Here is a 12467-nt window from a genome sequence, read left to right as displayed (position 1 = left end):
GGGAGGCTCGCATGCCCGATTTGAGCTGGATGGCATGGACGTGGCAGACCGGCCTCTTCTTCGCCGGCATCGGATTCCTGCTCGCCGCCATGACGATCCTCGCGATCTACCGTCCCGAGACGGCGCGTGTGGGAGCCTTACGCATTCCCACCACGCGCGGCGATCGTCTTTTCATCTCTCTCCTGGGCGCCGCCTTCATCCATCTCGCATGGCTTGGGCTGGTCGGGCCCGATCTGTGGTGGGCTTCGGGCCTGTCGCTCCTTTACGCGGCCCTGGTGTTTCGCATGGTGTGAAAGCGGCAGGTTCCAACAATTCCTTCGGGTAGCCCGGGCCGAAGGAGACAACGGCGAAAAGGCCGGTCAGGGCACCATTTGGGAGGAACGCATGAATCGAACTCAATCTCACCGACGCCTGAAGCTCTTCGTCTCGACGAGCGTCATCGCCATGGCGCTCGGCTCGAGCGCAGCGTATGCGGGCATGGACGAGGCCCGACGCTGGATCGAGACGGAATTCCAACCTTCAACCTTGTCCAAGGACGAGCAGCTGAAGGAGATGGAATGGTTCGTGAACGCGGCGAAGCCTTTCGCCGGCATGGAGATCAACGTGGTCTCCGAAACGATCACGACCCACGAATACGAGTCGAAGGTGCTCGCCAAGGCCTTCACGGAGATCACCGGCATCAAGCTCAACCACGACCTCATCCAGGAAGGCGACGTGGTCGAGAAGATACAGACCCAGATGCAATCCGGCCGCAACATCTACGATGCCTGGGTCAACGACTCGGATCTCATCGGCACGCATTTCCGCTACAAGCAGGCGATTCCGCTCGACGATTGGATGGCGGGAGACGGCAAGGACGTCACCTTGCCGACGCTCGACGTCAAGGACTTCATCGGCAGGTCCTTCACGACCGCGCCCGACGGCAAGATGTACCAGCTGCCGGACCAGCAGTTCGCGAACGTGTACTGGTTCCGCTACGACTGGTTCCAGCGCCCGGACCTGAAGGAGAAGTTCAAGGCCAAGTACGGCTACGATCTCGGCGTGCCCGTGAACTGGTCGGCCTATGAGGACATCGCCGAATTCTTCACCAACGACGTGAAGGAGATCGATGGCGTCAAGGTCTACGGCCATATGGATTACGGCAAGAAGGATCCGTCGCTCGGCTGGCGCTTCACCGATGCCTGGCTCTCCATGGCCGGCAACGGGGACAAGGGGATTCCCAACGGGCTGCCGGTGGACGAGTGGGGCATTCGCATGGAAGGCTGCCGGCCGGTCGGCTCTTCCATCGAACGCGGCGGCGACACCAACGGTCCTGCGGCCGTCTACTCCATCGCCAAGTACATCGACTGGCTGAAGAAATATGCTCCGCCCCAGGCGAACGGCATGAATTTCTCGGAGTCGGGTCCGGTTCCGGCGCAGGGCAACATCGCGCAGCAGATCTTCTGGTATACCGCCTTCACGGCCGACATGGTGAAGCCGGGATTGCCGGTGATGAACGAGGACGGCACGCCCAAATGGCGCATGGCTCCCTCGCCGCATGGCTCCTATTGGAAGGACGGCATGAAGCTCGGCTATCAGGACGCGGGCTCCTGGACGCTTCTGAAGTCCACTCCCGTCGAGCGCCGCAAGGCGGCCTGGCTCTACGCCCAGTTCGTGACGTCGAAGGCGGTTTCGCTGAAGAAGAGCCATGTGGGCCTCACCTTCATCCGCGAAAGCGATATCTGGGACAAGAGCTTCACCGAGCGCGCCCCGAAGCTCGGCGGCCTCATCGAATTCTACCGTTCGCCCGCTCGCGTGCAGTGGACGCCCACCGGCAACAACGTGCCGGATTATCCCAAGCTCGCGCAGCTCTGGTGGCAGAACATCGGCGATGCGGCCTCCGGAGCCAAGACCCCGCAGGAGGCGATGAACTCGCTCGCCGCCGCGCAGGACGAAGTGCTCGGCCGTCTCGAGCGCGCCAACGTGCAGGGCGAGTGCGGCCCGAAGCTGAACCCGAAGACCTCGGCCGAGGAGTGGTTCAAGAAGGCGGAGGCTGCCGGCAACTTCGCGCCCCAGCGCAAGCTCGCGGACGAGAAGCCGAAGGGCGAGACGGTGGATTACGACACGCTCATCAAGAGCTGGCCCGCGTCTCCGCCGAAGCGCAGCTGACCGATCCGGCCCCGCCCCGGCACGGGGCGGGGCTTGCCCGCGGCGGCAGTGGCCGACCGCCCGTTCGGGCCTACAGCATCGGACGTGAAACCGGACCCCCATCCGATGCTGTCAGTTGATGCTTTTGAGCATCTTTTCACGCAAAACCGGTGCCCACTTTTCACGTCCGATGCTCTAGTCGCCCATGCCCGGAATATCCGCCGTGAAGACAACTCCCTTCGGGAGAAAATCGATCTTCATCGTGCTGTCGAGCTCACGCGCGAGACTGCGTTCGATGAGGCGCGTTCCGAAGCCCCGCCGGGTCGGAGGCTCGACGGGCGGACCGCCGCTTTCCCTCCAGGTGAGATGCAGGTGCAGCCCGTCCGCCGCTTCCGCGAGGTACCACGCGATCGCCACGAGTCCCTCGTCGTTCGAGAGAGAGCCGTATTTGGCGGCATTCGTTGCGAGCTCCTGGAGTGCCATGGCGAGGGCCAGCGCCTGTTGCGGCGTCAGGCGCGTTTCCGGCCCCGTCACCTGAAAACGTCCCTTGCCGCGGTTCAGATACGGGGCGATTGCCTGTGCGACGATGTCCGAGAAGCGCGCGCCTTCCCAGTTCTCGCGCGTCAGGACGTCATGGGCCCGGGACAGGGCCAGGAGCCGACTTTCGAGATCCTCGGCGGCCTGTCCGGGCGATCGGGCATTGTGCAGGGTCTGCCGCGCGATGGATTGGACCGTCGTCAGGGTGTTCTTCACGCGATGGTTCAGCTCGTTGATGAGCAGGCTTTGACTCTGTTCGGCACGCTTTCGGGCCGAGATGTCCCGAATGACGCGAATGCCGTAGAGGGGGCGTCCCTCCAGGTCGTCCACGCGGGATGCGGAAACCCCGATCCACACGGGATTCCCGTTCTTGTGAACGAGGCGTTTCTCGATGGAATAGTTGGTGATCTCACCGGACATCTGCTTGCGGAACATCTCGAGCTCGGAGCCCCGATCCTCGGGATAGGTGATGTCCTCCAGGGTCATGGAGAGCAGCTCGCCGCGGCCGTAGCCGCTGATGGCGCACAGCCGCTCGTTGACCCGGATGAACCGGCCGCCTGCGTCGACTTCGCCGATCCCGATGGCCGCCTGCTCGTAGGTGGCGCGAAGCCTCTGCTCGCTCTCGCGCAGCGTCGCCTCCGTCACTTTGCGCTCGTGGATATCCGTGGAGCTGCCGAACCAGGCGAGGATCTCGCCGGTCGTGGAGTGACGATACGGGTTGGCGCGCACGACATGCCAGCGATAGGCGCCGTCATGGCAAAGGTAGCGAATTTCCGTTTCATAGCGGGTGCCGCGCGCACGAACCTCCTCCCAGAGTCGAAGCGTTTCCGCGACATCGTCGGGATGGATCGCCTTGAGCCAGCCTTGACCGAGGGCCGCATGCGGGGGGAGCCCCGTATATCGGGTCCAGAGTTCGCTGGTATAGGTGATCCCGCCTTCGGGATCGGTGATCCACACGAGGGCCGGCACGGAATTCGCCAGGAGGCGGAACCGCTCTTCGCTCTCGCGCAGATGTTGCTCCTGGAGCTTGTTCGTCGATATGTCGATGCAGATGGCGAGCGCTTTGTCGGGCCGGCCGCTCTCGTCGCGGATCAGGTTTGCGGCGGTGCGGGTCCAGACCACGGAGCCGTTGGGGCGGAGGTAGCGCTTTTCGACTTCGTAGCGATCCTCCTTCAGGAGCCCGGCAAGAAGAGCCTCCGTGCGCGGAAGATCGTCGGGATGCACGATGTCCCCGAGGGGGCGTCCGATCAACTCGTCGCGGCCGCGCGCAAGCATGGCGCAGAAGTAATCGTTCGCCCGCAGAATGCGGCCGCCCAGATCGCACTCGGCGAGGCCGACCGTCGCCTGGTTGAAGAGCGCGTCCACAGAGTTCCGCTCCCGTTCGGGCTCGTTTGCAAAAAGGGTTCCGGGTTAGGAATTGTCAGGTGAGGTCAATGTTCCAGGGCGACGCGGAGCAAAGCGGCCTCCGGCCCGCTCTCGAGCGCCGCGCTCATGCGGCCAGGACGATGGCGAACACGATCATGCCGAGGGCTGCCGACAGGCCGACCCAGTCCAGCATTCGGGCGAGATCGTCGTTCGCGGGCGATTGGGGCAGCATCTCGGGAAGTCCGTCGCCGTCTTCGTCATCCATGGCCGGCTCCACCCATCATCCGTCATTCCTAGGCTTGCGGAGCGCACGAGGCGACCACTCTTAAGCAGACGCGTCATAGGGCGAATGGAGAGAGCCGACCCGGGAGGGGTACCTGCGGCGCGCATGGGGTGCGTCCTGCCTTCCGGCCTTGCCGCTCCCGTCGTCCCTCGGGCAGGCCCGCCTGCGATCATGCAGGAGGAGCGGACGAGCCGTGGGCCCCCCTCCGGAACGCCCCTCCCGAACTCTTCGCTTGCCGCCGCCGGAGCCGCCCTTCTATACCCGGACGGGTGAGCATCGGGTTTCCAGGAGTGGACCATGAAGAGAGCGCGCAACGAAGTCACGGAGCCTCAGGACGCCGGGGAGCGCCGGGCGGTTCCTCCGGTCATCTGCTATCCGGTCGATACGCTTCCCCGCCCGAACCTCTCCGCCTATCAGGCGGCCCGGAAAGGGTGGGAAAAGGTGGACGAGGTCATCGTGCCGCCGCGTGAGGCGCGCTGCTTCTCCGTGCCGGCCGGCTCCTTCTTTCGCATCGTCAGCATCGAAGGGCCGCAGGTCGGCGACTTGAACCTGTGGGCGGCGGACGACATCGACGAGCGCTTTTTCTCGGGCAAGACCCGCGCGCTTCACGGCACGCACCTGTCCACGGGGGACCAGCTCTGGTCCTGCCTGCCATATCTTCGGCCCATGGCGACGATCACGCACGATACGCTCGACTGGTACGGCTTCGATGCATTCGGCGGCTCCGTGCACGACGTGATCGGAACGCGCTGCGATCCCTACACGCACAAGCTCCTCTCGGGTCACGAGTATCATCATTGCTGCCACTCGAACCTCACGCGCGCGCTCGCCGACCGGACGGGCCGCTCGCGCGAGGCCGCGGAGCCTGCGGTCCATGATGTGCTCAACGTCTTCATGTGCACGGGTTTCACCCGCGATACGGGTCAGTACTTCATGAAGGCGAGCCCCGTGCGTCCGGGCGATTACCTGGAGTTCTTCGCGGAGATCGATCTTCTCGGCGCCTTGTCGGCCTGTCCCGGCGGCGATTGCAGCGCGGAGCATTCGAGCGATGTCGCCGTCTGTCACCCGCTGCTCGTCGAGATCTACAGGCCGAAGGCCGCGCCCGCCGGATGGACCTCTCCGTCGCGCAACGGCTATAGCCGCAAGCACGGCGACTGACCATGAAAAAGGGCCCCGAACGGGGCCCTTTCTGCTTTATCGCACCACCGGCAGCGGCTTGACGGCCGGTCCCGTGAACTTGTTCGTCGCCAGATCCCCGACGGGCTTGTTGGAGAAGCCCATCGCGATGCTGGGCTCGGCGGACATCAGGGCGCTCAGGGCCGTGGCAGGCTTCTGCGGCTTCTTCGCGGCAGGAGCCTTGACCTCCGGGAGGGAAACTGCGCTCGCCGGAACCTGGCTTGCCTTGGTGTCCTTTTGCGGAGCCTTGGCGGGGGTCTTCGGAGTCGAGCCCGTGACCGGGATGTCGACGGCGCTTGCGGAGGCGACGACGATCGCACGTTCGGGGCGCGGCGGAGGGAGCGGGGCCGAGCTTGCCACCGTCGTGCCGGCAGGGCCCCGCAATTCGCTCAGCACCGGGATCGGGTTCGTGGCTGCGAGCGAGCCGGGGCGCGCAGGCGGGAGCGGCGCATAGGCAAGCGCGGTGGTCTCGGCAACCTCATCCGCAGCCGCCGTATCCGCATCCGGGCGGCGCGGCGGCATCGGCGCGAAGGCCATGCCCTTGGCGATCGACATGTCGCTCTGGACGCCCGGTCCCTGCTGCCAGGCGAGGGTCGGGCCGCTTTCGGTCTGAACCGTGCTCGGCAGGCCGCTGATCCGGGTCGGCGGCAGAGGCGCCGCCGCAGGCGGGGACAGATCCTCGCGCAGGGCAGGCGCCATCGCGGCCACCACCGCCGGAGCGGCCGGAGGCTCGGGACGGGCCTGGGCCACGGCCACGGGGGCCTGACGCGCGACCGGCGCATTCCTGTCTTCGTATTGGCGCAGGGCGGCGATGGGCGACGCATTGCGGTCATCCGCATAATAGCTGCCGGATGCGCTGCGGGACGCCATGAGCGTGCTGCTGGGGCGCGACGCCGTGCGGATTTCCTCCACGTCCTCCGCCTCGTCGTCGCCGAGACCGAACAGAGTGGCCCAGAAGCTCTTGCGGCGCGGCTGCTGCGCGGCGATGGCCTCCTCGGCATCCGCATAGGCGCTGTAGCCTGCGACCGTGCCGCCGCCGGCGAGCACTTCGGCCCTGGCGAGGTCGTAGCCGGGCAAAGGCCTGCCGTCGGTGGGGATATGCACCGTCTTGCCGTCGGGGAAGATTCGCACGAGCTGATCGCGCGTCATGCGCGGCCAGGCGCGCACGCTGCCGACGTCGAGATGCACGAAGGGCGTGTAGGCATTGGGATAATAGCCGACGCCGCCCCGTTGGAGCTTCATGCCGACGGCCCGAAGGCGATCGGCGGGAATGTCCGGCAGATAGAAGTCCAGGGCCTTGCCCTGCATGTGCTGGCTGTTCTTCGCCACGACGCTGGAGCGGCGGCGCAGCATGGCGTTGGTCTGAGGCGAGCGATAGGCCGAGTTCACGCGGACCGGCGCGCCCGAGCCCACCTCGCGATAGACCTCCCACACCGTGTCGAACAGGCGCGGATCCATGCGGGTCGCCTCGTCCCGCCGCCAGTCGCGCAGGAACCAGTTGAGCTGCTGCAGGGCGGCAGAATCGTACTGGCCGTTGCGCCGGAAGGTGACGGTCAGAGTTTCCTTGGTGTTGTTGTGGTAGAAGGTCAGTGTGCGCGTATCGCCGTTGGCGATGGCATCCTGCGTGCCGCGCACGCCCCCGACCATGACGGCCAGGAAGGCCGCAAGACCAATGCCGGTGCGGCGCACCAAGCCGTCGGAACGCAATACTTTCACTGGGGTACTCGTTTTACTCGCCGCATTTCGGGAAAATGCGGTAATCGCACATCGTGAAAGGATGTTTGCCGAAGACGGTTACCTTCAGGTTAAATGGACGCAAAAAAAGCGGCCCTGAGGCCGCTCTTCGATCGTGCTGGGGCATCGTTCGAGCGGACCCGAAGGGCCGCACGATGCACTAGAGCACCGGACGTGAAAAGTGGACCCACTTTTGGGATCCAATCCGATGCTCCACTCCTTAAATGGCGCATCGCTCGGAGCGAAAAACCGGGTCACTTTTTCGCGCGATGCGCTATTGAGCGAGGTTCAGGGCCGCCCGGACCTTCTGGTCGAGGCCGTAGAGATCGGTATAGGATCTGAGGGATCCCTTCTCGTCGACCGCAAGGGTGAAATAGGCCAGATGCACGGGAAGAGGCTTCGGCAGGAACACCGTGCGCTCTCCCTTGCCGATCAGGCTGCGCAATTTCTTCTCATCCCACTTGCTGTCCTCGCCCATGATGAACTCCGCGAGCTCGAAGGGCTTTTCCACACGCACGCAGCCATGGCTGAAGGCGCGCTTGGCGGCCGTGAAGAGATTGCGGTTGGGCGTGTCGTGCAGATAGACCGCATGCTTGTTCGGGAACATGAACTTCACGAATCCCAGCGCATTGCGTTCGCCCGGGGGCTGCTGGACGATGAGGCGGCCACCCTTTCGGATGACGGTGTATCCCCTCCTGGCCGCGTAATCCGGATCGTTGGCGAGACCGGGCAGGATCTCCTTCTTCATGATGGACGGCGGGATCGTCCAGGACGGATTAACCACGAGGTATTTCATATCCTCGGAGAAGATCGGCGTCTGCGACTGCTCCTTGCCGACGATCACCCGGGTCTCGTGGGCGACCTTGCCGCTGTCCACGAGCTGCAGACGGAATTCGGGCACATTCACCATGATGTGGCGCTTGCCGAGATCCTCCGGCAGCCAGCGCCAGCGCTCCATGTTGGCGATGAGATTGGCCTCGCGCTGAGCGAGCGACGGGCCGGAGAGGGCGGCCACCGTCTGCGCGGTCAGGATGCCGTTGCCCTGAAGACCCTTTTCCTTCTGAAACGCCGCGACCGCCGTGGAGAGACGCTTGTCGTAGACGTTCCGGTTGTCGTCGTCCTCGTTGAGGTTGAAGCGCGCACGGATCAGCGGAACCCGCGGATCCTTCATGCCCACGCGCAACGCGGGCCCCTTGGGCACGTGCACGCTGGGCTGCGACGGATGGCTGGCCCGCAGTTCCGCGAGCTTCTCCTTCAGGGCGCGATAGCCGGGATGCGGCGGATTGTAGGAGGCGAGCGCCGCATTCGCATCCTTCGCGAAGGCGACTTTTCCGAGGACCTCGTCGGCCTCGGGAAGGGCCAGAACCGGCGTGACCAGAGGCGAAAGGCGGGACGGCTCGATGCGTCCGCCGCGCGCATCGCGGGCATAGCGGATCACGGAGGCCGAAAGCTTCAGGTCGGCTTCCGCCCATTGGCCGGGCGCGGCTTCCTTGCGCAGTTTCACGTCGGGCACAGGATAGTCGGTCGGATCCAATCCGTCCTCGTCCGCAGCCTTCAGCCGTGCGATGGCTCCCATGGCCTCCCGCGTGAAGGCGCCGTCCGAGGCCCAGGCGAGCGGACGCTGGGCTTGCGCATAGAAGGCCCGCAGCCCCTCGCGCTCTTTCGTCGAGAGCCGAAGATCGCGCATCGCGGCCTCGTCCGCGAGCAGGCCTTCGACCGTCAGGCGCAGCATGTCCTGCTGCATGAGTGCCGTGACCGGAGCGGCCTCCGGCAGTGGAATGTCGATGGCAGGTTCGGGCTTGCGATCCGCGGTCTCGAGGACGACCGGTGCGGGCTCGGGGAGGGGAATCGCATGGTGGGTGGCCTTCTCCTGGTCCGGGACAGGTTCGGCGACCACATCATGGAACGACGGTTCGGCGGGGCTTTGCGCAAGAACGGGCTCGGCTGCGCCCGGTGAATCGTGCGTCGCGGTCTGCGCCATCGCGGAAAGGGACAAGAACGAGGCCGATCCGATCAGCCCAAGCCATAACGCCGTCCTGCGCAAGTCACGCATGACCTATCTCCTTCTCGCAACGGTATCGGAGGACGTTGCATCCTCCGCATCCTCATGTTGTCGTCCGTGCGCGGCACACCTCTGCCACGCTTAACGCGCAAAGGCGTCATGCGGCTGCATCGTTTAAGCCGAGTTCCTTCAATTTTCGGTAAAGCGTCGAGCGTCCGATTCCGAGATGACGGGAAATGGCCGACATATGTCCTTGATAATGCACGAGAGCGAAGCGGATCGCGCGCTCTTCCAGCTCCGCCAGCGTCAGCATGTCTCCGCTTTCACGAATGAGTGAGAGCGCGTGCGGATCGTGCTTCGCGCCGGGTTCCTGCGCACGAAGAGGGGCCAACGCCCGCACGGACGGAAGCGGCGGGATGTCGATGCGGAAGCCTTCCACTTGAGCGGCGATCTGCGGGAATTCGCTCGGCGTCAGAAAAGCGCCATCCGCGAGGATCACGGCGCGATAGACCGCATTTTCCAGCTGCCGGAGATTGCCCGGCCAGTCATAGCGGGAAAGCAGGGACAGGGCGTCCGCGGACAAGCCCCGGATCGTCTTGCCCTCGTCCGAGGCAAAGCGCCGGGCGAAGAGGCCCGCCCATTCGGCGATGACGTCTCTCTGGCCTCTCAAAGGGAGCAGGGCGAGAGCCATGGTCTGGAGACGATAATAGAGATCCTCCCTGAAGCGCCCCTCGCGGACGTTCTCCGACAGGTCGAAACCGGCGCTGGCGATGAGACGGATGTCCAGGCGCCGGCCCGCACGCGGTCCGGCGTCCTGCCGGAACAGCGATTCGGCCAGGCGCTCCTGCGCGTGTCCTGACAGGCGCCCGACATCCTCGATGAACAGCGTGCCGCCGCGGGCATCCTTCATGTGGCGCAGGAGGGCGGCTTCCTGGGTGTCCCGGCCGGACAGGGCTTCGTTCGTTCGAAAGGCGACGAAGGAGCGGGTCTTGCGCTCGCCGCTCCCATGGATCGCTCTGGCCAGGGCCGTGGCGCCGCTGCCGGCCTCCGTCTGGATCAGCACGGGCAGAGCCGAGCGGGCCGCGCGATCCGCGAGGCGCGCCGTCCTTTCCCGTTCGGAACCCGCCTCGAAGCCGTCCGTGCCCAGGCGAAGGGCCCGGATATCGTCTGCGAAGAAGCGGTGAAGAGGCATTCGGAACGGACGCGGTTTGAGGGATTCGCTTCAGGGATGCTGGGCAAGAAGGGTAAATCCGCCCTTAACGGCGGCGGCTTCCTGTCGGATCCATATCCCCGTTCCCCGGGTTGATCCGGAAGGCCGAACCGCCAATATGTGGTTCAACCTCCTTCAACCCCGCTTGCAGTCATGTCCCAGAAAGTTTCTTCCGTGCACCAGACATCCTCTACCGGCGCCGTTCAGGTCGATCTCGGCTCGCTCCCAGAGTGGAACCTGTCCCATCTCTATCCGGGCATGGACAGCGAGGCGTTCAAGAGCGATCTCGCCAGGGCCGAGGACGAGTGCAAGGCCTTCGCCGGGGACTATCGCGGCAAGCTCGACGCCATGGCGCGGGGCGAGGACGCCCCCCAGGTCCTGACGGACGTGATCAAGCGCTACGAGGCTCTGGAGGATCTTCTCGGCCGCATCATGTCCTATGCCGGCCTCGTCTATTCCGGAGACACCACCGATCCGGTCCGCGCGAAGTTCTACGGCGACACGCAGGAGCGGCTCACCACGGCTTCCACGGAGCTTCTGTTCTTCGGCCTCGAACTCAACCGCATCGACGACGAGGTGCTGGACAAGGCCGTGGCGCAGGCGCCGCTCTCGCACTACAAGCCCTGGATCGAGGATCTGCGCAAGGACAAGCCCTACCAGCTCGACGACAAGATCGAGCAGCTTTTCCACGAAAAGTCGGTGACCGGGCGCTCGGCCTGGAACCGGCTGTTCGACGAGACCATCGCGTCGTTGCGCTTCACCGTGCGCGGCGAGGAACTGCCCATCGAGCCGACCCTCAACAAGCTGCAGGACCCGGACGAGAGCGTGCGCAAGGATGCCTCCGACGCGCTCGCCAAGACCTTCAAGGCGAACCTGCGGACCTTCACGCTGATCACGAACACCCTCGCCAAGGACAAGGAAATCTCCGACCGCTGGCGCGGCTTCCAGGACGTGGCGGATTCGCGCCACCTCGCCAACCGGGTCGAGCGTGAGGTGGTGGACGCGCTGGTCGCCGCCGTCCGCGAGGCCTATCCCCGTCTGTCGCACCGCTACTACGCGCTGAAAGCCAAGTGGTTCGGCAAGGACAAGCTCGACCATTGGGACCGCAACGCGCCGCTGCCGAAGGTCGAGCAGCGCACCATCCCCTGGGGCGAGGCGCGCGACACCGTGCTCTCGGCCTATTCCGCGTTCTCGCCGAGGATGGCCGACATCGCTCGCCGCTTCTTCGACGAGGGCTGGATCGACGCCCCGACCCGCCCCGGCAAGGCGCCCGGCGCCTTCGCACACCCGACCGTGCCGTCGGCCCACCCCTATGTGCTGCTCAACTACCAGGGCAAGCCGCGCGATGTGATGACGCTCGCCCATGAACTGGGCCACGGCGTCCATCAGGTGCTCGCCGCCCCCAACGGAGCCCTGATGGCGCCGACGCCGCTGACGCTGGCGGAAACCGCGAGCGTGTTCGGCGAGATGCTCACCTTCCGCCGCCTGCTCGATCAGACCACGGATCCCGTGCAGCGCAAGGCCATGCTGGCCGCCAAGGTCGAGGACATGATCAACACCGTGGTGCGCCAGATCGCCTTCTATTCCTTCGAGCGCAAGGTGCATCTGGAGCGCCGCAACGGCGAGCTGACGGCCGACAGTCTCTGCGATCTCTGGATGTCGGTGCAGGACGAATCGCTCGGTCCCGCAATCCGCCTCGGCCCGGGCTACGAGTCCTTCTGGACCTATATCCCGCACTTCATCCATTCGCCGTTCTACGTCTATGCCTATGCCTTCGGCGATTGCCTGGTGAACTCGCTCTACGGCATCTACGAGCGCTCGAACGAGGGCTTCGTGGACCGCTATTTCGCGCTGCTCTCGGCGGGCGGCTCCAAGCCCTATCCGGAGCTTCTCGCCCCGTTCGGACTCGATGCCCGCGATCCCTCCTTCTGGCAGATCGGCCTGTCCATGATCGAGCGCCTGATCGGCGAGCTGGAGGCCATGGAAACGACGGCGTGACGCGTGCTCTGACGCAATGTGCCGATGAGCGTCCT

Annotated in this window: 9 protein-coding genes; 4 read left to right on the top strand and 5 right to left on the bottom strand. The window is 65.2% G+C overall.

The annotated features are described in order from the left end of the window. Positions 1-11: 11 nt before the first annotated feature. Together RE429_RS17735 and RE429_RS17730 are read left to right on the top strand one after the other, a co-directional pair. Positions 12-293 (top strand): DUF2160 domain-containing protein, encoded by a 282-nt coding sequence (locus RE429_RS17735; protein WP_414472009.1) that lies wholly within the window; start codon positions 12-14, stop codon positions 291-293. Positions 294-384: 91 nt separating this feature from the next. Beyond that, positions 385-2148 (top strand): ABC transporter substrate-binding protein, encoded by a 1764-nt coding sequence (locus RE429_RS17730; RefSeq protein ID WP_414472008.1) that lies wholly within the window; start codon positions 385-387, stop codon positions 2146-2148. Positions 2149-2322: 174 nt separating this feature from the next. On the opposite strand, the gene RE429_RS17725 is transcribed toward RE429_RS17730, so the two are convergent. Then, entirely contained in the window at positions 2323-4029 is a 1707-nt protein-coding gene (locus RE429_RS17725) for a PAS domain S-box protein (protein ID WP_414472007.1), read from the bottom strand. A gap of 124 nt (positions 4030-4153) precedes the next feature. After that, complete coding sequence (locus RE429_RS17720; protein ID WP_414472006.1) at positions 4154-4294, bottom strand: hypothetical protein; 141 nt, start codon at positions 4292-4294, stop codon at positions 4154-4156. Between the two features lie 315 nt (positions 4295-4609). On the opposite strand from RE429_RS17720, the gene RE429_RS17715 reads away from it, so the two are divergent. Then, entirely contained in the window at positions 4610-5470 is an 861-nt protein-coding gene (locus tag RE429_RS17715; protein WP_414472005.1) for an urea carboxylase-associated family protein, read from the top strand. A gap of 36 nt (positions 5471-5506) precedes the next feature. Here the strand turns inward: RE429_RS17715 and RE429_RS17710 are convergent, their stop codons facing one another. The 3 genes from RE429_RS17710 to RE429_RS17700 all read right to left on the bottom strand — a co-directional run bounded on the left by RE429_RS17710 (position 5507) and on the right by RE429_RS17700 (position 10416). Then, positions 5507-7204, bottom strand: a complete 1698-nt coding sequence (locus RE429_RS17710) for a DUF882 domain-containing protein (RefSeq protein ID WP_414472004.1) — start codon at positions 7202-7204, stop codon at positions 5507-5509. Positions 7205-7496: 292 nt separating this feature from the next. After that, positions 7497-9275, bottom strand: a complete 1779-nt coding sequence (locus RE429_RS17705) for a L,D-transpeptidase family protein (protein ID WP_414472003.1) — start codon at positions 9273-9275, stop codon at positions 7497-7499. Positions 9276-9381: 106 nt separating this feature from the next. Further along, positions 9382-10416 carry a sigma-54-dependent transcriptional regulator gene (locus tag RE429_RS17700; RefSeq protein WP_414472002.1) on the bottom strand — a complete coding sequence of 345 codons (1035 nt, stop codon included), beginning with the start codon at positions 10414-10416 and terminating at the stop codon, positions 9382-9384. A gap of 171 nt (positions 10417-10587) precedes the next feature. Here RE429_RS17700 and RE429_RS17695 point away from each other — a divergent pair, with 171 nt between their 5' ends. Beyond that, the gene (locus RE429_RS17695) at positions 10588-12432 is read left to right on the top strand and encodes a M3 family oligoendopeptidase (protein ID WP_414472001.1); all 1845 of its coding nucleotides are present in this window, start codon (positions 10588-10590) and stop codon (positions 12430-12432) included. The last annotated feature ends 35 nt before the right edge of the window (positions 12433-12467 follow it).

Origin of the sequence: Microvirga sp. M2, from assembly GCF_047497095.1 — a bacterium.
Classification (GTDB): domain Bacteria; phylum Pseudomonadota; class Alphaproteobacteria; order Rhizobiales; family Beijerinckiaceae; genus Microvirga.
The sequence above is the reverse complement of the archived record's forward strand: the minus strand, read 5'-3'. Positions and strand labels throughout refer to the sequence as shown.

Excerpts from the sequence above, each read along its gene's own strand:
- RE429_RS17700 (WP_414472002.1), bottom strand. The coding sequence starts at position 10,416 with ATGCCTCTTCACCGCTTCTTCGCAGACGATATCCGGGCCCTTCGCCTG.
- RE429_RS17715 (WP_414472005.1), top strand. The coding sequence starts at position 4,610 with ATGAAGAGAGCGCGCAACGAAGTCACGGAGCCTCAGGACGCCGGGGAG.
- RE429_RS17720 (WP_414472006.1), bottom strand. The coding sequence starts at position 4,294 with ATGGATGACGAAGACGGCGACGGACTTCCCGAGATGCTGCCCCAATCG.
- RE429_RS17730 (WP_414472008.1), top strand. The coding sequence starts at position 385 with ATGAATCGAACTCAATCTCACCGACGCCTGAAGCTCTTCGTCTCGACG.
- RE429_RS17735 (WP_414472009.1), top strand. The coding sequence starts at position 12 with ATGCCCGATTTGAGCTGGATGGCATGGACGTGGCAGACCGGCCTCTTC.
- RE429_RS17695 (WP_414472001.1), top strand. The coding sequence starts at position 10,588 with ATGTCCCAGAAAGTTTCTTCCGTGCACCAGACATCCTCTACCGGCGCC.
- RE429_RS17705 (WP_414472003.1), bottom strand. The coding sequence starts at position 9,275 with ATGCGTGACTTGCGCAGGACGGCGTTATGGCTTGGGCTGATCGGATCG.